This window comes from Ktedonobacter racemifer DSM 44963, from assembly GCF_000178855.1.
Taxonomy (GTDB): Bacteria; Chloroflexota; Ktedonobacteria; order Ktedonobacterales; family Ktedonobacteraceae; genus Ktedonobacter; species Ktedonobacter racemifer.
The window spans coordinates 428,823-450,614 of record NZ_ADVG01000001.1 but is presented as its reverse complement, the minus strand read 5'-3'; the positions used below and the strand labels follow the sequence as shown (position 1 = coordinate 450,614).

The window sequence follows — 21,792 nt, the reverse complement described above, 5'->3', positions numbered from 1 at the left end:
TCGCGCATAATGAGCAAACAACCTCCGATAGCAGGTGCCGATCCAAAGGACCGGTATGCCCAGATTCCTCAACCGGAAGCAGAACTGCTGCGCCTCTATGGTAGCCACACGCTCGCATTCTTTGGGCTGGCCCCGAAAAACAGGCACTTCCTGGCACCCGGTGGATCGGGATTGGTGAATTATCAACTGATGCACAAGGTCGCTGTCGTGCTTGGTGACCCTGTGTGCGCACCAGAAGCCCACGAACACATTGCACGGAGTTTCCTTGACTTTTGCGCCTTGCATCGTTGGCGTGTCGCTTTCTATCAAGCAGCCCCTGAGCGCCTGGCCGCCTATCGCTCCCTCCATTTGCGAGCATTCAAGATGGGTGAGGAAGCGATCCTTCATCCTCAAACCTTTACGCTGCGAGGCTCGGCTCTGGCAAATGTGCGCACCAGTTGTCGGCGCGCCGAGCGCGAAGGCGTAGACATCCAGTGGTATGAAGGTGCGCCTCCCCTGGACGTGATGCAGCATCTTGAAGACATCACAAGGGTCTGGCTGGGTCAGAAAGCGCACAAGCAAGCATCGGAGAGAGGCTTCGGCATGGGGAGAGTGGATGAATTGACCGAGTCAGCTGAGCGGGCTGAAATGATCGCCACCATCTCCACACTGGCTCCCGTCCTGCCCCTCGCCGCCCCGCGCCTTCTGACCGCAGTTGCAAAAACGAGCGCTGGCCAGCCCTGCGCCTTTGTGACCTTTACCCCCATCTACGGCTGCTTCACAGGTAAAGCCGCGATGCCAGGGAGGCCCTCCGAGATGCAGGGATGGGGGTGGACACTCGATTTGATGCGTCGGGTCCCCAACGCACCGCCGGGAGTGATGGAACTCTTATTGGTGCGGGCCATGGAGCGCTTTCGTTTGTGCGGAGCGCATAGGGTCAGCCTGGGTCTGGTTGCCCTGGCTGATAGCAGGCAGGAGATGGCTGCTGCAGGGCGGGTGCTTGCCAGTTTTGTCACTGATCGGACGGCACTGTTGGGCCCCAGCCGGACACTTTTCGCCTTTAAACAGAAATTCGATCCCTGCTGGGAGAGTCGATACCTGGTCGCCAACACCACATTGGGCTTACCGAACATCGCACGCTCTGTCCTCCAACTGCGAAACTCCTCGGGAAATGGACAAGGCTGAGAATACAATGGATACCATTCTTGCACTATGCTCCTTAATAAGCAGGAGGGAGTGATCGTGATCTTGAGAGAAAGAAAAGAAAGACAGATACAAGCAACTTCATCAAAGAACATATCCGATACTCATATCCATCGCTACCATAGCTGGAGCAGTCTCCTCTGGCAGTGGTTCCGCTACTGCCTGGTAGGTGTCGCAAACACGCTCATAGATGTATTGGTCCTCAATATCCTGCTCTGGTGCTTTCCCACGACACAGGTGCACATCCTGGTCATCTACAATTCACTGGCCTATATCGGTGGCGCCGCGAGTAGTTTTTTCTTGAACAAGTATTGGACATTCGGGCACAAGCAGAGACCGACCACCCAGGAAGTGAGACGCTTTCTCTTGAACATGTTGCTCGAAATCCTGTCGAGCAATGGGCTGCTGTGGCTCATCGGCAATGCCTTGCATCCATTTCTTGCCAATGCCATGCTCTGGGGGAATGCCTCAAAACTGCTGGCGGTTGTTGCGAACACCGTGCTCTCTTACCTCATTCTGCGCTTCTGGGTCTTTGCCAGCGGACCACAGAAGCGCCTAAAATAGCGGGTCCCGATCAATGAGCAGGGTTCCTGTGCATCTGGAATGCAACGAGACCCAGCCGATGAGATCTCCTGAGGATCGTTGCATTCCAGATGCACTGAAGGCGTCCAAAATACTGTGACTCCCTGTTAAACTCTATCCTGGCACGTTCTTGCGGGAACTGCGCCTGGAGACGCGTGGGGCCATGATCAATACAGAAATCCTCTATAAATTCAAGCACGCTGGCTTGGCCTCTACCCAACTGGGTGTGCGCCACCTGCCGCGTAAAGGGGGCCAGGCAACGGGCGCGAAGCCAACGGTGATCCTGCGTGCTCTTCGCGAACTCTCTTTCTCTGCCTGGAAGTGGTATCGGTGTAAACTTTGACATTACGCTGCTGATTTTTAGGCAATTCCTCTGCTGATCAGGGATGCCCTTTCTCGAACAACCATGAGGAAATTGGCTGAAAAAGCCAAAGGAGGAGAAATTCTCCAACAGCAGAGGAATTGCCTAAAAATCAGCAGCGTAATGTCAAAGTTTACATGACCCCTACAATGCGAGCGTTGTTTCCCGCTCGGTTCATACTCGAGGGCCTTGCACTATCCCAAGGAGATGCCTGGTTGAAGCCGAGTGCACCGTTTCGGGGGATTATGCAAAAAAACCTTATTGCACCTCCAATACAAACCTCTCGTGACCGAGAAAAGGAACGCTCACAACGGGTTCTCTTTCCTCGATACACCTGTTATGCTGAGAAACGCTCCTCAATCTCGATCCGTTCGGAAAGGTCGAGACGAAACATACCATAAGGGGTCACATGGCTATAGATCAGAGGCGTCAGTCCCCGCAGATCCTCTTGCTTCATCCGTTGGAATTGCTCTGGTTCAGCCAAAACGCGTTGAATGAGCAACGTATTGATGAAGACCAAACAACTCTGCAATAAGTGAAGAGATAACGCTGCCAGTTCCTGCTGATCCAGACGATTGGTGGCAAATTCCCCGCTGCGACCATACCAAATAAAATCGTTTGCCCCATTCCAGTTCTCAATCACGTTGAGCCCTGCATGCACTTCTCGACGCAGTTCTTCTGATTCCAAGTAACGACAGAGAAAGATGGTTTTCACTGCTCTTCCTAATTCTATGAAGGCTAGATAGGCGGGATGCTGCGGTCCCGTGCTCGTAAAACGCCGCAAGATCGCTTCTGTCTCTGCCGTACCCAGCCGCATGGCAGTCGCGTACTTGATCATCAGATCATAGTTTTGTTCAATGAGCTCCCAATTGATCGGGCGGGTCAGCACCAGTTGGAGGTTGGAGGACGCATCAGGCTCTCCCGCTTTCGGACGATAGAGTTTTTGCCCGCCAATATTTTTGAGCCGTGGCATGAGTTGGAAACCCAACAGATGGCAAAATCCAAATGCCACCTCGTCCTGTCCATGAGTATCCACGAACTGCTTCTCAACCTTCATTTGCGTACAATGCCGCAAGACCCCTTTGATCATCGCTGCCACCTCGGAAGAGGAGCAGGTTTTGAGTTGTGAGTAAATACAAGCGGCATGCTTTTCGACATGCCAATATAGCATCACTCCTTTGCCTCCATAGCGCAGGTGCCATTCGGTCATCAGGTTTTCGTCCCACGCTCCAAATTGGGTGGAGTCAGACGCACAGGTGGTCGTCACTTCTCCCCAGATGTGTTGCAAACGGGCCTGGAACGTCGCATTGGTCACATCGATAATGGCGGCGCGCAATTGATCGGCATGGATATATCGTCGGCGTGTGGTCAAGAGTTCCTGATAGCTTTGTCCATGATCTCCCTCGCTGACGGCTTTGATCCCGATGTTGGTTCCCATGCCATACAAACAGAGCAACAAGCGCATCAGGAGCGTCTCCTGGTCGAGTGTTTCGCGCCTGCCGGGACTGCGAAAGTGGCTGAGAAAGCCTGTGCGCAGAGCGGCTTCTTTCAGAATATCCAGCAAAGGCGTTCCGCCCCAGTGCTTGCGGATTTCTGCCTTCAACCTCCCGAGATTCTGTGGTTCCGCTTGGCGTTTGAGTGGAGAAAGATGAATCCAGCCCCCTTTTTTCGGCAAGAGGCGCACCTGGTCACTGATCTTTGGCAATGCTCGATCAAAAGAGGAGAGTGCCTCTCTCATCTCTTGCTGAAGCGCTTCCACAAAGTCTTTGGCCTCACGTGGGACCGAGAGAGCCTGGTAATACTCCTCTCGTTTCGCATTGAAATCCGTGGGTAAATCGCGGTCAGGATCGCGGTATTTGTTGGCTCCCACAACCCAGAGTTCTCGACACCGCAATTGATCTCGCATCGTTGCTAACACACACAGTTCATAGTTAATGCGGTTGATGCGCTCTTCTCCCTGTGTATCTTTCTCAACGACCAGATCATGCCACAGAGGACGAACCACTCCAGAGAGAGGCGGCTGTTCTTCGGGAGGATACCAGACGCCCCCTGTTCCCAAAGAGCGCTTGAGAAAGGCAATTGCTTTGACAACTGGCTGGTGGGCATCGTTACTGGAGCGGAACTCTAACATATTGAGTAGGCCAGGCATCATGCGTCGGTAGTGATCCCGATACGAAGAGCGCATCCGGTGGTAGACCCGATCATGATAGGTGTCCTTTGTCTCCTTCTCGCTGAGGATCGCCTGGCATTGCTTTTGACTCATCACGGGATAGATCCCCTCGCGAATCGTCTTCTCTGGACCGTCCAAGGCGGCTTGAGCGACCCGCCGGAGCAAACGAGGTTTATTGTCCACCTTGTCTCGTATCTCCTCGATGACCTGTTTGCCCACCCGTTTGTTGGCGGTCGTCTCGATACGGCGGACAACCAGGATCAGCAGTTCAATGAGACTATCGATAATCTCTGCTTGTCGAAGCTGACAAAAAGCCGCCAGATAGGTGTAGCGGGTCGCGTCAGGATGACGACGTAATTCATAGCGGGTCTCCGTCGCTGCTCGTTCTCGGTAGAGCCGAACCACTGAGGGAGCGACTGGCTCAAAGAGATCGGAGGGCAGCGTGAGCTGAGACAAAACACGCAACTTGTCTGTCTCAACGAGCACACTCTCCAGCCCGACGGCTCCTGGGTTCATCTTTAAGTCATTCCAGCTCACAGGATCTCTTCTGGCTTTTGGTCCCTCATCTGCTTCTTGCTCTCCTGCTTCGGCGTCCTCGGTGACATCCTCGCGCTCTAACAAGCCATCGAGCAGCTTCCGTGTCTCCACGGGGAGTCGCCCCAGCACCTGCTCAAAAAATTGCTGTTCGTAGGTGGCACATGCCGAGTGAATGAGACGTTCCAGGCGCTCGTTGGTCGGTGGCTCGATTTTGCATTCACGGAAACGTTTGAGCACGTGGGCTTTGAGGTGTTCCAGGCGTTGATCAGCAGCCAGGTGTTCAGCCATGAGCCAGCTTTTCATCTCCTCAGTATCAAGGGCGGTGGCCTCGCGAAACGAGAACTGTTCTCGGATTTGGGCACGGTGCACTTTCACGGTGCGTCCCTCCCAGTCATACTGGGCATAGATCGCTGGATCGAGCTTCAACTGATGGGCGACATAGTTGACAATATCTTTGGGGATCTCATGTTTGGCGTGAGGAAAGCGTCCTTCATAGTGAAAACATTTGAGTAGCAGGGCAAAGCCCAGTCGCGTTGGGCCGGACTTATTGGCGAGCAAATCAAGATCATCCTTGACCAGAGTGAAATGCTCAATCAATTCTTCGATATCCCATTGCCGTTTCATAGGTAGCTAGCGCTCCTCTTGTTCTTGAGATAACCTCGTACTAGATTCAAGTATCTAATCCGAGATTTCTAGTACGAGTTATTCTAACAAAAAGAGTCACTCAAGACAAGGGAGAAGAAGACTAAAGGGATAGTATGATTATGGCGGAATAGGTTTGATCCAGGGCTACTTTGCCCCTGGTGACAGCTTCGCGCATTTCAGCCCTTATTGGAGCTTTTCCCATACCTGAAGAGATTGAATCGTCCAAACCAGCATCGAGGCGTTGTCTTTCTTTTTCAGTTCTTACATGGGTCGAACCATCTGCAGAAATTCATATGTTCCCCCATTGGTCCGCTGCATAAGCAGCCAGCGCAGATCCGAGGCTGCGGGCCGATCATAGAGATCTTGAGCAGTGGTGCAGATCTGCTTTAACGCCAGGATGGCTAGAGCATCGGTCAAGAAATCGAGAAAAGGATTGACAGCGTGAAAAAGCATGATGAACGCAAGAAAAAAGGAACTTTGACCCGATGTTTCTGTGATCATGAGTATATCCATCGCAATGACAGACGTCGCGATCATGGTGATTGCCGAAGGTATCCTCACCTCCGTTTTCTGATCAGGCACACCGTTGATGTCGCCGAGCTGTCCTCGAAAAACCAATGGATGCAAGCGCGCAGGATACCGCATTTATTGAGGGAGTTGAAGCGGGAAGCCGAAAGAGGTGACAAGCTTCGGACCAAGGAATGCCGTCACATCGGCGACCTGCCTCTGATCGCGCCGCGAACCATCGAGGGCAACGACTTGAAGCGCAAACGCTCGATAGAACCCTGTTGCTTCGTCAGCTCGATACACGGCAAAAGCTGGCTGTCCATTGGCGCGCGTCGGAAATAAACGCCACCGCTTTTGTACACCAGATGGGAATAAGACAGCAAGGAGAATAGTACGAATCGCTTCTCGTCCCTGATACCACGAAGGGACCGGTGGCATAGAGAGCGTCGCGTCTTCTTTCAGAAGGGCCACGAGTCCATCCACATCGTCTGTTTCCCACGCCTGTAGATAGCGGGCGAGCAACATATTCGTTGCTGTATCAGCACGGCGGACCTGTTCCATCTCTCGCTGCTCGCTGTGATAGTTTTTCCCAAGCGTCACCCGAGCGCGGTGCAAAGCGCTGTTTGCCGCTGGGACTGAGATCTCAAGCAGTTGCGCGATCTCGACTGCACGCCAGTCCAGGACATCCGAGAGGAGCAAGATGGCTCGTTGGCGGGGCGGGAGCAACTGAAGGGCGGTGAGAAAGGCCAGCGAAACGCTCTCCTGTCTGGTATAGCGTGCTTCCGGGTTCTCGGTCGCTTCAGTCAGCCAACTGTCAGGGAAAGGCTCAAGCCAGAGCACTTCGGCACTCCTGGGCGCAACTGGCCTCGTTGGGTCGGACGCAAGAGAGGTTGCGGTCGGCAGCGTGCGCGGTGAACGTTTCTTGAGTATATCGAGGCTGGTGTTGGTTGCAATCGTGTACAGCCAGGTGCGCAGCGATCCCGGACCCAGATCCGTGAACGTGTCAAAGTGCCGCCAAGCCCGCAGCATGGTTTCCTGCACTGCATCCTCGGCATCGTGCAATGCCCCCAGGAGGCGATAACAGTGCAGGAGCAACTCCCTGCGATAGGGTTCTATCAAAAGGCCACTCTCAGATTGGCCATGGGCAGCAAAATCTGTGATCAGAGCCTCGTGAACGTGATCAGTCTTCCTGTGTTTCTCTGTCACACTGCTTCCCCTGGTCGCCATGTTTTTTTGGAGAGTACTGTTTGTTGGAACTCTCGCACTTGTCCGGGCTATTGGATGTGTTCCCATCTTTTTCGACCTGCTCCACTCGAGTATGCTACCTTCTTCGTGCGCCCACTATCATCGGAACGTCCCCAGTCGGATAGATAACTATTAAACTGTCGTGAAGAGCAAAACTGTGCGGTCTGATGGGAGGTATTTTCTGCTCAGCTTCTCGCCCCTGGACTGGCTCATCAATGCAACCAGGCCGCTGGTGCGATACTCTTGCGCCAAACACGCTCATTCTACCACACGGTGCAGGTTCTTTACCACTCGTCCGAGCGTTCCCAAATCGTGCGTATCACCTGTCATATCAAGCAGAAAATACCTCCCATCAGACCGCACAGTTTTGCTCTTCACGACAGTTTAATGAGTGTCTATTGGCAAACAGGCACGACCCTACCATTAAGAAGGAGATGTTATTCATGGCTCAGATCAATCAAGTCGCAGAGGGGATCTATCGGATCTCATCTTTCTCCCCAACTGTCGGCATCAGCTTCAATCAGTTTCTTATTGATGACGAGTATCCGACGCTCATTCATACCGGGACGTATCCTCTGTATGAAGGGGTGCGCCAGGCTGTATCCGAAATCCTTGACCCAAAACGGCTCACCTACATCGTGGTTTCTCACTTCGAGGCTGATGAATGCGGTGGGATGGGACGGTTTCTCGCCGAGGCACCTCAGGCGGTACTGGTATGCAGTCTGGTGGGAGCAAGAGCCAATCTCATGCAATGGGACTATGCTGGCCCTGTGCGAGGAGTGCAGGATGGCGAGGTGCTTGAACTGGGAAGGCACCACTTACGTTTCCTGGAAACCCCGCATGTTCCCCAGTGGGACTCGCTGATGGTCGTGGATGAAACCACTCACAGCCTGTTTCCCGCAGACCTCTTTGGCCAACCCGGCGACCAGCCTGCCATCGTACGCGAAGATTTGAGCAAGCTGGAGTGCCAGTGGCATCGCGAGAACGGCCTCTTTGCCGCAGCAGAACCAGTGCTGCACGTGGCGGATCGCCTGGAGAAGCTGAACCTGCAATGGGTTCATCCGATGCACGGCGGGAGTTTACCCGGCGAGATCTTGCCCCACTATATTCATGGGCTGCGGTCGGAGCCTTTTGCCTTTGACGGAAGGCTGTTAGGACGAGTGCTGCCGAGCTAAGCACCGACTGTCTGCGAACAGGGACGGAGAACGATTCGGAAGTCGTCCTGGGTGCTGCTCACGGCGACAATACCATATGACTTCAATCGTTCTTCTGACCTTTTCTCATGATGACCTGCTATCAAATTCACCGAAAACGCCGCAGGATGCCCCTGTCCTTTCAGGCATGGGGAGGAATGCGGCGTTCCTTTGTCGGTGGCTTGGGTGGAATACGCCGTAGACATTCTTTCATCTGCTCATGTATTGTTGACAGTCAGATGAAAACTATGGTATAATTTAGCGTATGCAAACGGTAGTAACAGCGAAACTCAAATTAAATACAACGCCCGAGCAATTCAAGGCATTACGTACAACGCAACTGGCGTATCGGGATTCTCTCAACTATGTGAGCCAGTACGCCTTTGCGCATGGCAAGATGAGCAATGCTGTTCGTTTGCAAGATGCCACCTACGAAGAGATCCGCCTCCGTTTTCATCTGCCTTCGCAAATGGCCTGTTCTGTTCCTCGCCAAGTTGGTGCCTCGTATAAAACCCTCTGGACAAAGGTCAAGAACAATGCTGTTCATCGTAAGGAAGGTAAGACCAAGAAACGCTACAAAGGGCTTGATAAGGCTCCCAAGTTCATCTCCCCCACGTTGACCTATCAGTACAAGAAAGACTACACCTTCAAGAAAGAGCAGCAGGTGAGCATCCTGACCCTTGAGGGACGTGTTATCGTGCCCTATACTGGCTACAATAAGCATGTGGCATTGATCCAGCGTGGAGCGGAGATTGGTGCATCGAAACTCTGGTATGACAAAGCCAAGAAGCAATTTTACCTCCTTGTCTCCCTGGAAGTGGAGATGGCTGATCCTCCCCCCGAAACACACAAGCAAGTCGTTGGCGTGGATGTGGGGATGCGATACCTTGCCGTCACGGCGACAATGCAAGGGAATTGCACCTTCCATGCTGACATCTCTACGGTTGCCAAATCACACCACTCTGCACGACTGAGAAAGCGTCTGCAAAAAAAGGCACTCGTTCTGCAACGAGAAGGCTCGTTGCCATCAGTGGACGAGAGAGACGGTTGAAAGCAAACGTCAATCATGTCGTGAGTAAGCGGATTGTCCTACAGCACCCTCAAAGCTTGATTGGACTGGAGCATCTGACAGATATTCGCGAGCAGACCAAACGACGGAAAGGCAAAAGTGCCAAACAGCGCAAAGCCAATCGTGCCTTTTCCAAATGGTCCTTTGCAGAGTTGCACAGTATGATCGCTTATAAAGCGCTCTTGCATCGAAGTACGGCGATCAAGGTGGATGCCAACTACACCTCGCAGGCCTGCCCCAAATGTGGGCATACCTGCAAAGAGAATCGTCCTCACAAGGGCTTGCTCTTTCTCTGTCAGAATTGTCAGTACACGCTCCATGCCGATCTGGTTGGAGCAAGAAACATTGCGATGCGAACGCTTCTTATCCGGCAAGACTGGAGAGGAACGGGCCTCTTGTCAGTACGCCCTGATGTGTCGGACGATGAAGCCAAAGCAGCACGCCTGAAAAGGTATGCTGAATTGCGGTGGAGTTCAGACACAACTCCAAGCCCTCGGCTTTAGCCGTAGGGTACTGACATCTATTTGACACTTATGAGAAGTCTTTATCAAACCGCGCCGTAAAACCCCTGGCTTGAGCCCTGACACTTCCACCCTTGACATGGGAGAAGTAACATAACGTGAGTTCTGGCTAGCTGACCCCTCTCCGATGAGCGGTGATAGGAGCTCTCCCAAACGCGCTTCTACCAGTCATCGGAGGGATCAGCCAATGCATTTGACTGCCGTTGTTGTGTTCGGGCGACGATTTGTGGGCGCGCTTTGTGCCACCTTGGAAAGCCATTCTTGAGGAGCGCCACAATTTCCATAAAAAAGATCTGGAGAAGCTACAAGGTCAAAAGCAAGCGTTGTGATCGCCGAATCCTCCACTAGATGTGTGATGAACCTTGCTGAAACCTCGCCACGGATGGTTTACAAATCCCGGCAGTGACGATGACCAATAGGTGCAAATAATCTCTTCATTTTGTCTCACTTACTCATTTCACGCATCAAAAAATGAGATGTTGATTTTGGCACGATTTTTGAGATAGCTCATCAATTTATATCCTCCTCGCGCTTCCAGCCTGACCCACCATCTAGTAAACCGAACCATGTGTGTCAAAAAACCGGTCGGTTTTGGAACTCATTTAACGATTGATGGTGATGCACGTCTCATCACCCGCCCAGCATAGGGAGAGGATTGCCTCTGTAGGATGAAGGAGACGGCCTCTCTATGAAGGATGTATCGGAGAAGCTGCCAGAAGTCTTGACACCCAACGAAAGCGAGCCTACAATGAGTAACGAATGAACAAAATTTGTGAAAGTGAGAAGTCATGGGGATTGATGAGAAAGAACGCGAACGGGCCATCCTGGATGTGACCGCTGAACTGCTGCTTCGACATGGGTACAACAAAGTGACGATGAGCGATGTGGCAGATGCTGTCGGCTTAAACCGCAGACTGGTCTATCTCTTGTTTCCTTCAAAGGATGCATTGATAAAAGCCCTTCTGCTTCGGGAATTGAACATCTATGCAGAAGTCTGGAATCGCTATCTCGATAGTGATCCTTTGGGGGGCACGGTCGCCAGCGTCTATCGGGGTCTGCTCGCTGCCCTCAAGCAGTTACCATTGATGGCTGCGATGTATACGCGAGATGAGCAGACGTTTGGCAAATATCTCTCCAGGCCAGGCAATTTCTTCGCCTCCTGGCCGCCTGATCCTGGTCCGACACGGGAGTATCTCCAGGCCATGCAAGAGATCGGAGTCGTTCGTCAGGACATCAACACGAGAGCCATGGCTTTCATCCTGGATGCGCTGGCTCCTTCCATCCTTGCCGCCCTCTCTTCTCACACGAAGGCACCTCTCGAGGACTCCAACAGGCCGGACCAGCCATCTTTTGATGAGTTAGTGGAAACAGTGGCCGGGCTCTGCGAGTGCTTGCTCACGCCGAAAGCGGGGGCGAACCTCGAAGCAGGGAAAGCGATGATGCGCCGGAAAATCGAAGAGGCGCAGGCACAGTTGACTGAAAGGAGCAACCAATGACAACTGAGAAGATCCACTTCACAAAAGAAAAAGAAACGATGCTCATGACCTTGAGTGGTCGAGCTATCCAGAGCCAATGGAAGAATCCCATCTTGCACGACCCGTGGGCAGAAGAAGCGATGCGGCATATTGATTACGACATCGGCAAGAGCTACAGGGGAGTGGGCTCGTGGAGCATGTGGAGCAAGATCGGATGTACCATCATCGCCACGCGAGCCGCGACCTTTGATCTGCTCACGAACCGCTATTTGGCCGATCACCCGGATGCGACCGTGCTCCACGTGGGCTGCGGCATGGACAGCCGTGTTTTCCGAGTTGATCCGCCTGCCAGCGTCCAGTGGTTCGACGTGGATTATCCCGATGTGATCGACCTGCGCCGCCAACTGTTCCCCGAACGGAGCGCCTATCACCTGATCGGTGCACCGCTCTCGGATTTGCGCTGGTTGGACGAGGTTCCACGGGACCGGCCCGGGCTACTTATCGCCGAGGGGGTGCTGCACTACCTGAGCGAAACGGAAGTGAAAGCGCTCCTCAATGCGGTGGTCGCTCACTTCCCCGGCGGTCAGATGATCTTCGATATAGGCAATCCGTGGATTGTGAAAAGAGCGGGCTCGAACGTCGGGGGCACGGGTGCAACCTACAAATGGGGCCTTGATGATCCCCAGGACATCAAGCAGCTTGAGCCAAAGCTTGAACTGATCAAGGAATTCAGACCAAGCGAACTGGTCGCGTTTTCCCGCTTCCCGTTATGGTGGCGGGTCCTTTACCGCGTCCAGGAGGTCAACCCCACGCTGCGTAGGATGGAACGTACAATAGTTTACCGATATGAGAACGCAAGCTCGGAATCACGATCCTGAGCCGGGTGAAATGGAAAAACGTATGGCAGTGGAAAAATGCAATTTAGCATGATTTGAGAAGAATGGGGAAATGACAAAGAGGGAGGGAAGCGCCGCAAGCATGAGCTGTATCTCTCTTTGTCACAACAAACGAACGGTTTTTGGCACACCTCATCAGCAGAAGCAGAACATATTTTCTGCCAGTGCTGTCGGGAAGCGAGGCAGAACGGCACTCGAATTACTCCTGATCTGCTGGCGGCCCACGGAATGCGCAACGAGATGCATATTTGGTTGAAGTGGCTTGAAAGCGTCCTTCATTGCTCTCGTCCCCATAATCCAGCGGTATTTCCCCTTTTTCTCTCCGAAATGGGGACCGATTCTGACCTCCTTTGAAGGTAGACTGTACATGTCGATATGGTGAGTAAGCTCCTTGGTAAATTGAAAGAGAGTAGGAAAGAACAGCTATGAGCGATTTCAACCTTGAGCGATGGAACAGTGAGGTCAAGAATTGGAGCAGCCAGACCAACGCTTGGAACAACCAGGTCATTGAGGAGTTTCGCGCAAATAGAGGGAACGTTGGTGGAACCTATGAAGGTGCAGTCTTGCTTCTTCTCACGACAACGGGTGCCCGGAGTGGCAAACGCCACACCGCGCCGCTGGCATACCTGATTGATGGTGAGCGCCTGATCGTTGCCGCCTCAGTCCTTGGCGCCGCACACCATCCTGCCTGGTATCACAATCTGGTAGCTTATCCAACAGTGACCGTTGAGCTTGATTCTGAAACCTTTGACGCGACTGCCACCGTTATCGCAGGCGAGGAACGAGAGCGACTCTGGGCCTGGGCAACAAAACAATGGCCCTTGCTCGTCGAGCATCAAGCAAAGACCACCCGCCAGATTCCCCTGGTCGCTCTGCAACGATAAGCAATGGGACTTCTCTAGGGAATAGCCCACAGAGTGCGCAATGAGATGCATATTCAGCAGAAGAGGCTTGAAAACACTCTTCCTCACGCTCGTCTCTCTGTAAGGCAGTGGCATTTTCTTCTCAGGAAAAAGCGAGAAGGCTGGACGGGCCTGTGAAGATACTTTACCTGAGATGTCTATCTCGTTGCGCATCCCGTGGGTGGCGAGTCTTCCAAGAGTGGTAAAGAGCGAGCGGGTGATGATCCAGAAACCGGGCGAGTGAAATGATGAGGGAAGGTCATCCGCTTTGATGATTGCTTTCTTGCGCACATCCTCCGGATCCTCTGCTGAACAAGAAGAAAACAGATGTTCAGCAGAGGAGAGAACGGCTCACGTGTGCGTTTCGCTCATTTACGGCTCATACCATTTGAAAAGAAGGCATGTATTGTGCCCTCCAAAACCCATGGAGTTCGATAAGGCGACGTGGACCGAAGCCTTTCGCGCTTGATTGGGCACATAGTCAAGGTCACATGCGGGATCGGGATGCTCCAGATTGATGGTCGGAGGGATGATTCCATGGACAATACTCAGAATGGATATCGCGGCCTCGATGGCCCCAGCAGCGCCAAATGTATGTCCCAGCATCGATTTCGTCGAACTGATCGCCAGTTGGTAGGCATGGTCGCCAAAACAGGTTTTGATAGCCTGGGTCTCAGTGGCATCGTTGAGACGTGTTGCTGTCCCATGTGCGTTGATGTAATCCACCTGCTCGGGACGCAGCCCAGCGCTTTGTAACGCGCGCTCCATGGCTCGCACCAGCCCCTCACCTCCTGGAGCCGGCTCGGTAATATGATACGCATCCGCCGTCGAGCCATATCCCACCAGTTCCGCGAGAATAGGCGCACCACGTTCCAATGCGAAATCGAGATCCTCCAGAAGCAGCATGCCCGCGCCTTCTCCCATCACAAAGCCATCGCGTTCGGCGTCAAACGGGCGACTAGCTCCTTGTGGATCTTCATTGCGCCGCGACAGGGCGTGCATATTCGCAAACGCAGCCATAGAAAGCTTCGTGACTGCCTTTTCTGCGCCTCCCGCTAGCATCGCTTTGGCCGCCCCACGGCGAATAGTCTCCCAGGCTTCGCCAAGCGCGTTTCCACCAGTCGCACAGGCGGAAACCGCAGCCCACGCTGGTCCCTGCGCGCCGGTCAGCAGCGAAACCATCCCAGGAGCTGCGTTGATCATCATCATTGGTACCAGGAAAGGACTGACGCGAGCTGGCCCTTTTTCATGCAAGATGACGAACTGTTCGTGGAGGGTCAGCAGCCCACCAACACCACTGCCAATGCACACACCAATGTGGGGGGCCAGTTGTTCAGTGATCGAGAGCCGCGCTTGTGCCAGAGCCTGCCGGGATGCAGCGGCTGCCAGGTGTGTAAAGGGATCGTTCCTGCGGATCTCCTTGTGCTCCAGATAGCGACTGGGATCAAAGTTCCTGACCTCTCCGGCAAACCGGACCGGGTACTCGCTCGCATCAAAATTCCTGATCGGTCCAATGCCCGAACGCCCCTGGCAGAGTGCCTCCCAGGTTTCTTCAACGGTGTGCCCTAGCGCCGTGACCAGCCCCATACCAGTAATGACTACGCGTTTCATTGCTCCTACTCCTTAAAACGTGTGTCGATACCCGAGCACAACCACTCCTTCGCCGGGCCGAAAGTCGGTTTCGGGCGTGCGCACAAAGCCCAGACGCTCATACATGCGTATCGCGGCCCTCATGACCTCCATGGTGTGCAGCCCAATGGACTGTGCTCCCGCCTCCCGAGCACGCCGTTCGCACTCCTTCATGAGAGCGGCTCCAATGCCCTGTCCGCGCATCTGTGGGAGCATCGCGAGAAACCGGACCTCTGGGTAGGAGGTGCTGATGGCAGCACCCGCATAGGAAGCAGCCGCTGGTGGGTAGAGCAAAACGCTGCCGACGAGCGCTCCATTCTGCTCAGCGACAATTCGTTCGAAGTTTCCTTCCCCATCAAGGGTAGCGATAAGATTGTGTTGATAGCGTGTCCAGAAACGTGGAGGCATCACGGCTTGATATTCCGCATACGCAGCTACGGTGATATCTCGAATGATCCTCCGCTCGTTGTCCTGGGCATTCCGAAGAGTGAAATGCTTCTCCATCATCCATGTTCCTTTCTCTGGTCGTTGGGCCATCAGTCGTTGCAAGCAGAGCAGCGCGCTTTGCCCATGAGCATCACGGAGCAGTCTCGATTCTGTCTCAAGAACAGGAGCAACTTTCCCATGTACCCATTGTTTCTCCCCTTCTTGCCTCAACGGCCATATTGCCCATCAATGGGCAGCGTGATGCCATAGAGAGAGCAGGCTTCATTGCTGGCCAGGAAGTACGGCAGCACCAACCACCTCGGAGCTCTGCGCCGCCCTCCTGGCCAGAATTGCGCCCGCTCGCTGTGTTAGGAATGCTTGTCTTACAGAGCACACCAATTTCTCCACCTGCAGGTGGTTTTTGCAGAGAGATCAGACGCGCTCCTCGTTTCTCACAAGCCAGCCACAAGGACCGCCTCTCTTAGTATCATGATGTCTTTTCATTATCACAACCTTGCAACCTGTGTTACATATCCAGACTACTCATGGCTGCATCTCAGGTGCTTGGTCCAGTAGCGCGCGCGTCGCTCCCACTCCAGATTCTCCAGTCCATCACGACTATCCACGCCCCAACGATATGCAGCGATTCCTAAGAGCAGGAAGAAGAAGAAGACAAAAGCAGCATCCATAACGTTCTCGTTTTTCTGCATGTCTCCATGCGTATTTAACGATATTACCCTTGTCATAAGTGTAATATCTTGCCGAACACTGCTCACGAGATCAGAGATGTTTCGCCTGGCGTGAGAATGCTGACAGAGCATCAACATGCTTGGAAACATACATTTCGAGGGATTTTGGCTCAGAACCAGTGATCTTTTGTACCACATTGGTTCTTATGCCACCGGCTGGTCCTCGCCTTTTGAACTCACGTGCCAGACACGATAAGTGCTCAATCAGGTGAGGGCTAGGCCCTTCAAGTTCCAGCAGTTCTTTCTGCCACTGTTGCAACGGAATATCAACGTACACCACAGGCCTTCGCAAAACACGGCTAAACAGAGCGGCTATCTCATTATTGGTGAGTATGTCGGGGCCTGTTACGTTGTATGTTTGACCTCTATGAGGTGCTGGATCACAAAGGATTGCAGCAGCGACCTGTGCAATATCCTCTGCAGCAACCCAGGATACCTTTCCTTCACCATCACCGAACGGAAGGTGGATCTCCCCCATTGAGGCGACACTTTCAGTAGTCCAGCGGATGAGGTTTTCATAGAAGAAGGCCCCCCGGATATGTACAGCTCCGACATCTGCCCAGTCAAAGATCCGTTCAGCAAGCCAATGTTGCCGCGCCTCTGGACTCGGGTGATCGGCACGTGCAGGCATGAGCGAGTTGTTGACAAGGCCATGAACACCACACTCTCGTGCAACTACTGCAACGTTGGTTGCTGCTTCCAAGTGCCTTGCATCTATAGGGTAGCTGAAATAAACATGGTCAACATTCCCCATCACAGATCGTAATGAGGTGATACTTAAGAAGTCTCCGAGAACGACCTCAGCTCCAAGAGCACGTAAGTGGTCACTGCGATCATCAAGTTGACGAACCATAGCGCGCACATGGAATTGCTGCTCGCATAGTAAGCGAACAACGTGGGGGCCAGTTCCGCCATGTCGACCGGTTGCGCCGGTCACGAGAATGGTTGGCTTTTTCAAAGGCTCTTTCCTTTTTACATATGGCTAAAGGGGTGGCATACATTGCTAAGAAACAGTGATTATGATGAGTTCTTCTCCTACAAAACGAGGGTCTTTAGATAGCCCGTCAGGTGGTCGACAACTCGCCGTTGATCCCAGCGTGTCTCACCTCTGTTCTTGTCAACACAGATGAGACACCCTTTCAATGGTCATGGAGACGGCTCATTCAAATGCCTCTCGATGTTTTCTGATATATGTCTCAAGGTCCATTGGCGGCTGACCTGTCATGTGCTCAATCGCTTCATCTGTTCCAGAGAAAATGCCTGCGGCATGGTCTTTCGCCACTTCAACGAGATGCTGCGCAACGAAGGGCCGACCCCTCTTCACCAATTGCTCGTGGAACGCTTCAAGCGATATTCTTTCGTACGTGATTTGACGCCCCAGGATCTGCGAAATCTTCTCGAATGCCTCAGCATAGGTGTATTCTTTGGGGCCAAACAGTGGGTAGGTTTTCCCAGTATGCGCCGATGGATGCTCTAAAATGCTCGCGATGAGACGCGCTTGATCCTCAGGCGCGATAGGAGCATGCTTCCCTTCGCCAAAGGGCAACTGCACCAGACCGTCTTTGATCTGTTGCGCCATGTTCAGGAGGGGGCCCTTCAGAAACCATGTAGCAAAAAACGTCGGGCGCAGATGGGTGACGGCAAGGCCCGACCAATCAAAGACGCGTTCTGCCACCCAGTGATTGAACGCCGCGTGACTCTTCGCTTCGCGCCTTGCTGAGATTTGCGACATATTCACGATGGCTGGCACCTTGGCCTCTTTGGCGGCTTGAGCAAAGTAGGCGGTGGCCTCGATGAGGCCAGGAGCAATGGGATACACAAAGTAGGCACCTGAAACGTCTTCGAGGGCGGGCCGAACCGTGGTGAAATCGAGCAAATCTCCCACGACTATCTCGACGCCTTGTTTTTCTAGTAGTGCACTTCGTTCGTCGTGCTGATGAACGAATGCCCTCACGTGATAGCCTCGTTCAAGAAGCAATTCGACGGTTTTTCCGCCCGTTGCTCCCGTTGCTCCTGTAATTAAAAACCGTTTTGAACTCATCATGTTCCTCCAGACTGATTCTATTTGCTATGTTCTTTGCTTTTCCATCTCGTTCAGAGCCCAACGAGAGCCGATGACCAGCGCATCCTCAGTGAGACTGAAATCAAGCTCAAGGGGTCAGCAATTACTCACCTTTATGGCTGAACTCCTTTTGTCAAATGTAGGTATATACCCGCATTGGACAAAAAAATTAGATGCTGATCTCTTCCAATTGAGAAAGGAGCGTCCTCAGCGTTTTCAGTTGATCCTCTCCGAGTGTCTCTTCAACGGCTGCCTGGGACTTTTGCCACAAGGGTGTAGCGAGAGAAAAAGTTTCACGCCCCTTCTGGGTGACACAGACGGTATGCTCTCGTCGGTCGCTCCCTCTACTCAGAGTGACCAACCCATCGCGTGCGAGAATACGCACGTTTCTTCCAATGGTCGAACGATCACTTCCCAGCTTTTGGGCAAGGTCGGTAAGGCTTTGCTCAGCTTCCTCCTGAAGAATGCTTCTCAGAAGCACATATTGCGTCACCTTGAGACCACTGGGTGCAAGGACTCGATCATAGGCCTCGGTGAGTGTTTGTGCTGCGTAGCGCAGCGTGGTGCAATGACAGGAAAATGTCCTTTTCATAATGCAAGTATATACCCGCATGTAGCAGATGTCAAGGGTCTGTCAGAACTGAGAACACAAAACGGTTCCAGGAGCAGGCGGGTTCGGTCAGAACGGGAGAAGAGGGCATGTCTTGAAAATCGTTTGCGGGGTCAAGGAGTCAAGCCGCAGTTACAATCAGAGTTGTTGAGGAAGACGTGTGCGCTTCGGAAGTCGTTCTCCCTCAACAAGGATGAGTGTTCCTCTCACCTGCGGTCGTAGCCCACGAGTTCCGCGCTTCGGACGTATGTGCGGGAGAGCGTGCAGATTGCGCCAGGTTCCCACCCGTATCTGGCCATATTGACGCTCTTTCGTTGTCTACTCCTGTTCGGGCTCAAGTTAGGGGGTAGAAGAGGATGGTGGAGAAGCTGATTGCTTCCTCAATGAAGACGCTGCTGGCACATGGCGCGCATGGGCGAAGAGGAAGCTGATAGCGGGCACTGACTCCTTTGCACCAGGCAGAGGATGGTTCTGATGATCTTTCTGAGGAACGAAGCATCTGCCAGCCAGCGCGACCTCGGGCCTGGTCGATGGATCAGCCTACGGCTTCTTTGCAGGGAGACGACCACAGGCGGCTCCTGTCACGCTTGCAGGCGCTGCGCGAAAAAGCATATGCTCGAATCAGCACGCTCCCGGTCCGAGATACACCTCAACGGAGGAGAATGAAGGAGGCTTGTATGGCAGTCTACACATGCATCACACAGGAAGGAGCGCTGTCTGCTGAACAGCGAGCTGATCTCGCTCAGGAGATCACCCGGAGCCACGTCGCGATTAGTGGCGAGCCCGCCAGCTTTGTGCGGGTGATCTTCGAGACCGTGTCTCCCAACAGTACCTTTTCAGGCGGCAAGCCTGCCGTAAACGCCAGCATCGTGGGGATCATTCGGAGCCGCAGTACAGAAGTCAAAGCGCAGTTGCTGAACGATCTTTGGTCCATGTTCAAGAACGTCACGGGTCTGTCGGATGACCAGCTCTGGGTCTCGGTGACGGAAATCCCTCCGAGCAACGCCATGGAGTTTGGCGCGATCATCCCTGAAGTCGGCCGCGAAGCCGAATGGCAGGCTTCGCTCGGCCTGACCAAGGAAGAAGCGTGAGCTTTCTCCACTTTTGCGGAGAAGGCGAGAGCGTGAAGAGAGCGGTTTTGCATCTGCAAAGATATAAATATTGGGATTCGATGAGGTACTCTTTTGGGAATTCGTCTTCGGGAATCTCCACGGAGGAAAAAGGGTCCGAAGGGCCTGTGAAGGGTTTTTCTTGAGTGATGCGATTCCCTCAGATACTTGTCGCGCATTCCCTCACTGAATTTCAATATGCACACCGAACAGATCAACAATTGCATCTTTTGCTGGGCATCTGCCTGCTTTAGACGTTTTCGTTGATCCGGGGCATTCACCGTGTTGCTGTTGCTTGGCTGTTTCGTCACGCTCTTCAAGGTTCGCCAGCAGGATCACTTTCTGTGATTCTGGACGAGAGTAGATAGATATCCACACATGACGGTCTGCAAGGAAGCCCGTTCATACCGAGTGCTTTTGTGAATGCTAGAGCTTTCACGCAATATGCGGATGAGCCATCCAGAGATCTCAGTCATCTTCCGTGCAACAATCTCATCAAGAAAGCATTTGAGAGATCTTGATCTGCTTGGGAAGCGGAGAGCGAAAGAGAGAAGAGGTCTCATAAGCTCATCCTTCACGAAAGATGACGCAGAACCATCCAGTAATCACATGTACAACATAGTGACACAGAAGGAGCAGGACCATGCACGCCCTTCAGATAGCAATACTCGGCAACCCATCCGAGGTGGTCGAGCTGGTAGAGATTCCTGACCCGGATGCCCCTGGTGTCGGTGAGGTGCTGGTCGCCATCGAATATGCGCCGATAAACACTTCCGTCCTCTTGACGATTAGTGGCCGGTATGGCGTTCGGCCTCCCTTGCCCATTGGCGTCGGCAATGAAGGGGTTGGGCGCATTCTATCGGTAGGAGAGAAGGTGGACCATCTCCAGATCGGGGATCGGGTACTGATTCCAACCACCGCTCCCTCCTGGCGCGAGCGGCTTGTATTACCAGCAAAGGATCTCTTCGCTCTGCCACCTGAGGCTGATCCGCAACAGTTATCGATGCTGCGCATCAATCCTCCGACCGCGTCGCTCTTGCTGAGTGAATACGTTGCCCTCTCACCAGGTGATTGGGTGCTGCAAAATGCTGGCAATTCTGGCGTCGGACGCTGGGTGATCACCTTTGCCAGGGAGCGCGGCCTGAAGACGGTGAGCGTGATTCGCCGCCAGGAACTCATTGACGACCTCATCGCTGCAGGAGGGGACGTTGTGCTGGTGGATGGAGCCGACGTAGCTAGTCGGGTCGCCGAGGCCACCGGACACGCGACAATTTCATTCAGGAAGATTCGCCGGACGAGATCGGGCGGGCTATCGCCGACTGGATGGGGGCGTTGGGCTGACGGGGGCCATGCAGGGCCACAATGGCGTGGCGTCGTCCAGCTGGCTCGACGATCTCGGCGTAGGGTGGAGAGCGGTCCACTTCAAGAGGCATCCGCCATCGTGCCAGGCTGTCCATTTTGGAATGAAACGGGGCTGCCCCAGTTTTGGTGATTGATGAGTTTACAGAGAACGGCCCAGAAAGCCCCGCTTTTTCTAAGGCGGGGATGAATGGGCGTTCCTTTCGGGCTGGTTGGGTAAAGGGGAAGCATCACTCTTCTTTCGTACTGTGTTCTCCACAGGATGAAGAAAGATCATCGTCTTCTCTTGTCTCACGCTTGCGCGCGAAACTCCTTTCAGTCAGAGCGCCGGATCCGGTATCCTCCTCTTCGACCTAACGTAATCGCACGGAGTTGCTTCTCACGAATTCATTTCCGAACTGTACGTCGTCGAGTTACCGGAAGAAGCCTGCCCAACTGGAATAGCGGTGTAGGCATGTGAACGTGGAGAAAGACACGAGGGACGGGCAGCCGTCCCGTCTCTTTCTGAAGAGATACTCTGCATCGGAAGGCAAAGCACGTCATGAAGCGAGCCCGCGACACCG

General features: G+C 53.4%; 19 protein-coding genes and 1 pseudogene. 10 read left to right on the top strand and 10 right to left on the bottom strand.

The genetic code is table 11. The features are described from left to right. Nucleotides 1-9 precede the first annotated feature (9 nt). From KRAC_RS02105 to KRAC_RS02095, 3 genes are all read left to right on the top strand, one after another. Nucleotides 10-1,164: a bifunctional lysylphosphatidylglycerol flippase/synthetase MprF gene (locus KRAC_RS02105; protein WP_007904119.1), complete on the top strand. Its 1,155-nt coding sequence runs from the start codon at nt 10-12 to the stop codon at nt 1,162-1,164. Between the two features lie 57 nt (nt 1,165-1,221). Further along, a complete protein-coding gene (locus KRAC_RS02100) occupies nt 1,222-1,746 on the top strand; it encodes a GtrA family protein (RefSeq protein ID WP_244421931.1) in 525 nt (174 codons plus the stop codon). Between the two features lie 181 nt (nt 1,747-1,927). After that, nucleotides 1,928-2,107: a hypothetical protein gene (locus KRAC_RS02095; RefSeq protein WP_007904115.1), complete on the top strand. Its 180-nt coding sequence runs from the start codon at nt 1,928-1,930 to the stop codon at nt 2,105-2,107. Between the two features lie 355 nt (nt 2,108-2,462). Here KRAC_RS02095 and KRAC_RS02090 read toward each other — a convergent pair whose 3' ends face one another. The 3 genes from KRAC_RS02090 to KRAC_RS02080 form a co-directional block, all read right to left on the bottom strand. Then, nucleotides 2,463-5,456: a Tn3 family transposase gene (locus tag KRAC_RS02090; protein WP_007904114.1), complete on the bottom strand. Its 2,994-nt coding sequence runs from the start codon at nt 5,454-5,456 to the stop codon at nt 2,463-2,465. A gap of 282 nt (nt 5,457-5,738) precedes the next feature. Then, the gene (locus KRAC_RS02085; RefSeq protein ID WP_157506264.1) at nt 5,739-5,978 is read right to left on the bottom strand and encodes a hypothetical protein; all 240 of its coding nucleotides are present in this window, start codon (nt 5,976-5,978) and stop codon (nt 5,739-5,741) included. Between the two features lie 144 nt (nt 5,979-6,122). Further along, complete coding sequence (locus KRAC_RS02080; protein ID WP_244421930.1) at nt 6,123-7,190, bottom strand: sigma-70 family RNA polymerase sigma factor; 1,068 nt, start codon at nt 7,188-7,190, stop codon at nt 6,123-6,125. A 482-nt stretch (nt 7,191-7,672) separates the two neighbouring features. Between KRAC_RS02080 and KRAC_RS02075 the strand changes: the two genes are divergently transcribed. From KRAC_RS02075 to KRAC_RS02050, 5 genes and pseudogenes are all read left to right on the top strand, one after another. Further along, nucleotides 7,673-8,404 carry an FprA family A-type flavoprotein gene (locus KRAC_RS02075; RefSeq protein WP_007904111.1) on the top strand — a complete coding sequence of 244 codons (732 nt, stop codon included), beginning with the start codon at nt 7,673-7,675 and terminating at the stop codon, nt 8,402-8,404. 283 nt (nt 8,405-8,687) lie between these two features. Then, nucleotides 8,688-9,994: pseudogene (locus KRAC_RS02070) on the top strand (RNA-guided endonuclease InsQ/TnpB family protein). A gap of 806 nt (nt 9,995-10,800) precedes the next feature. After that, nucleotides 10,801-11,508: a TetR/AcrR family transcriptional regulator gene (locus tag KRAC_RS02065; RefSeq protein WP_007904109.1), complete on the top strand. Its 708-nt coding sequence runs from the start codon at nt 10,801-10,803 to the stop codon at nt 11,506-11,508. Beyond that, nucleotides 11,505-12,365, top strand: a complete 861-nt coding sequence (locus KRAC_RS02060) for a class I SAM-dependent methyltransferase (RefSeq protein ID WP_007904108.1) — start codon at nt 11,505-11,507, stop codon at nt 12,363-12,365. The genes KRAC_RS02065 and KRAC_RS02060 overlap by 4 nt, the downstream gene beginning before the upstream one ends. A gap of 443 nt (nt 12,366-12,808) precedes the next feature. Next, complete coding sequence (locus KRAC_RS02050; protein ID WP_007904106.1) at nt 12,809-13,267, top strand: nitroreductase family deazaflavin-dependent oxidoreductase; 459 nt, start codon at nt 12,809-12,811, stop codon at nt 13,265-13,267. 390 nt (nt 13,268-13,657) lie between these two features. On the opposite strand, the gene fabF is transcribed toward KRAC_RS02050, so the two are convergent. The 6 genes from fabF to KRAC_RS02020 all read right to left on the bottom strand — a co-directional run bounded on the left by fabF (nt 13,658) and on the right by KRAC_RS02020 (nt 18,743). After that, the gene (gene fabF / locus KRAC_RS02045; RefSeq protein WP_007904104.1) at nt 13,658-14,896 is read right to left on the bottom strand and encodes a beta-ketoacyl-ACP synthase II; all 1,239 of its coding nucleotides are present in this window, start codon (nt 14,894-14,896) and stop codon (nt 13,658-13,660) included. A gap of 12 nt (nt 14,897-14,908) precedes the next feature. Then, nucleotides 14,909-15,421, bottom strand: a complete 513-nt coding sequence (locus tag KRAC_RS02040; protein ID WP_007904103.1) for a GNAT family N-acetyltransferase — start codon at nt 15,419-15,421, stop codon at nt 14,909-14,911. 458 nt (nt 15,422-15,879) lie between these two features. Continuing rightward, nucleotides 15,880-16,050 carry a hypothetical protein gene (locus KRAC_RS70590; protein ID WP_157506263.1) on the bottom strand — a complete coding sequence of 57 codons (171 nt, stop codon included), beginning with the start codon at nt 16,048-16,050 and terminating at the stop codon, nt 15,880-15,882. Nucleotides 16,051-16,120: 70 nt separating this feature from the next. After that, on the bottom strand, nt 16,121-17,047 hold the full coding sequence (locus KRAC_RS02030) for an NmrA family NAD(P)-binding protein (RefSeq protein ID WP_007904101.1): 927 nt from the start codon (nt 17,045-17,047) through the stop codon (nt 16,121-16,123). 201 nt (nt 17,048-17,248) lie between these two features. Beyond that, complete coding sequence (locus tag KRAC_RS02025; RefSeq protein ID WP_007904100.1) at nt 17,249-18,130, bottom strand: NmrA family NAD(P)-binding protein; 882 nt, start codon at nt 18,128-18,130, stop codon at nt 17,249-17,251. Nucleotides 18,131-18,320: 190 nt separating this feature from the next. Continuing rightward, nucleotides 18,321-18,743, bottom strand: a complete 423-nt coding sequence (locus KRAC_RS02020) for a MarR family winged helix-turn-helix transcriptional regulator (RefSeq protein ID WP_040441758.1) — start codon at nt 18,741-18,743, stop codon at nt 18,321-18,323. Nucleotides 18,744-19,438: 695 nt separating this feature from the next. Here KRAC_RS02020 and KRAC_RS70585 point away from each other — a divergent pair. Then, complete coding sequence (locus KRAC_RS70585; RefSeq protein WP_007904098.1) at nt 19,439-19,852, top strand: tautomerase family protein; 414 nt, start codon at nt 19,439-19,441, stop codon at nt 19,850-19,852. Between the two features lie 201 nt (nt 19,853-20,053). Here KRAC_RS70585 and KRAC_RS73550 read toward each other — a convergent pair whose 3' ends face one another. Then, nucleotides 20,054-20,248 (bottom strand): hypothetical protein, encoded by a 195-nt coding sequence (locus KRAC_RS73550; RefSeq protein ID WP_169460845.1) that lies wholly within the window; start codon nt 20,246-20,248, stop codon nt 20,054-20,056. 265 nt (nt 20,249-20,513) lie between these two features. Here KRAC_RS73550 and KRAC_RS02010 point away from each other — a divergent pair, with 265 nt between their 5' ends. Then, the gene (locus KRAC_RS02010) at nt 20,514-21,362 is read left to right on the top strand and encodes a zinc-dependent alcohol dehydrogenase family protein (RefSeq protein ID WP_007904097.1); all 849 of its coding nucleotides are present in this window, start codon (nt 20,514-20,516) and stop codon (nt 21,360-21,362) included. Nucleotides 21,363-21,792 lie beyond the last annotated feature (430 nt).

Coding starts and splice junctions, on each gene's coding strand:
- KRAC_RS02105 (WP_007904119.1), top strand. CDS start 10: ATGAGCAAACAACCTCCGATAGCAGGTGCCGATCCAAAGGACCGGTAT.
- KRAC_RS02095 (WP_007904115.1), top strand. CDS start 1,928: ATGATCAATACAGAAATCCTCTATAAATTCAAGCACGCTGGCTTGGCC.
- KRAC_RS02090 (WP_007904114.1), bottom strand. CDS start 5,456: ATGAAACGGCAATGGGATATCGAAGAATTGATTGAGCATTTCACTCTG.
- KRAC_RS02085 (WP_157506264.1), bottom strand. CDS start 5,978: ATGATCACAGAAACATCGGGTCAAAGTTCCTTTTTTCTTGCGTTCATC.
- KRAC_RS02075 (WP_007904111.1), top strand. CDS start 7,673: ATGGCTCAGATCAATCAAGTCGCAGAGGGGATCTATCGGATCTCATCT.
- KRAC_RS02065 (WP_007904109.1), top strand. CDS start 10,801: ATGGGGATTGATGAGAAAGAACGCGAACGGGCCATCCTGGATGTGACC.
- KRAC_RS02060 (WP_007904108.1), top strand. CDS start 11,505: ATGACAACTGAGAAGATCCACTTCACAAAAGAAAAAGAAACGATGCTC.
- KRAC_RS02050 (WP_007904106.1), top strand. CDS start 12,809: ATGAGCGATTTCAACCTTGAGCGATGGAACAGTGAGGTCAAGAATTGG.
- fabF (WP_007904104.1), bottom strand. CDS start 14,896: ATGAAACGCGTAGTCATTACTGGTATGGGGCTGGTCACGGCGCTAGGG.
- KRAC_RS02040 (WP_007904103.1), bottom strand. CDS start 15,421: ATGATGGAGAAGCATTTCACTCTTCGGAATGCCCAGGACAACGAGCGG.
- KRAC_RS70590 (WP_157506263.1), bottom strand. CDS start 16,050: ATGCAGAAAAACGAGAACGTTATGGATGCTGCTTTTGTCTTCTTCTTC.
- KRAC_RS02025 (WP_007904100.1), bottom strand. CDS start 18,130: ATGAGTTCAAAACGGTTTTTAATTACAGGAGCAACGGGAGCAACGGGC.
- KRAC_RS02020 (WP_040441758.1), bottom strand. CDS start 18,743: ATGAAAAGGACATTTTCCTGTCATTGCACCACGCTGCGCTACGCAGCA.
- KRAC_RS70585 (WP_007904098.1), top strand. CDS start 19,439: ATGGCAGTCTACACATGCATCACACAGGAAGGAGCGCTGTCTGCTGAA.
- KRAC_RS02010 (WP_007904097.1), top strand. CDS start 20,514: ATGCACGCCCTTCAGATAGCAATACTCGGCAACCCATCCGAGGTGGTC.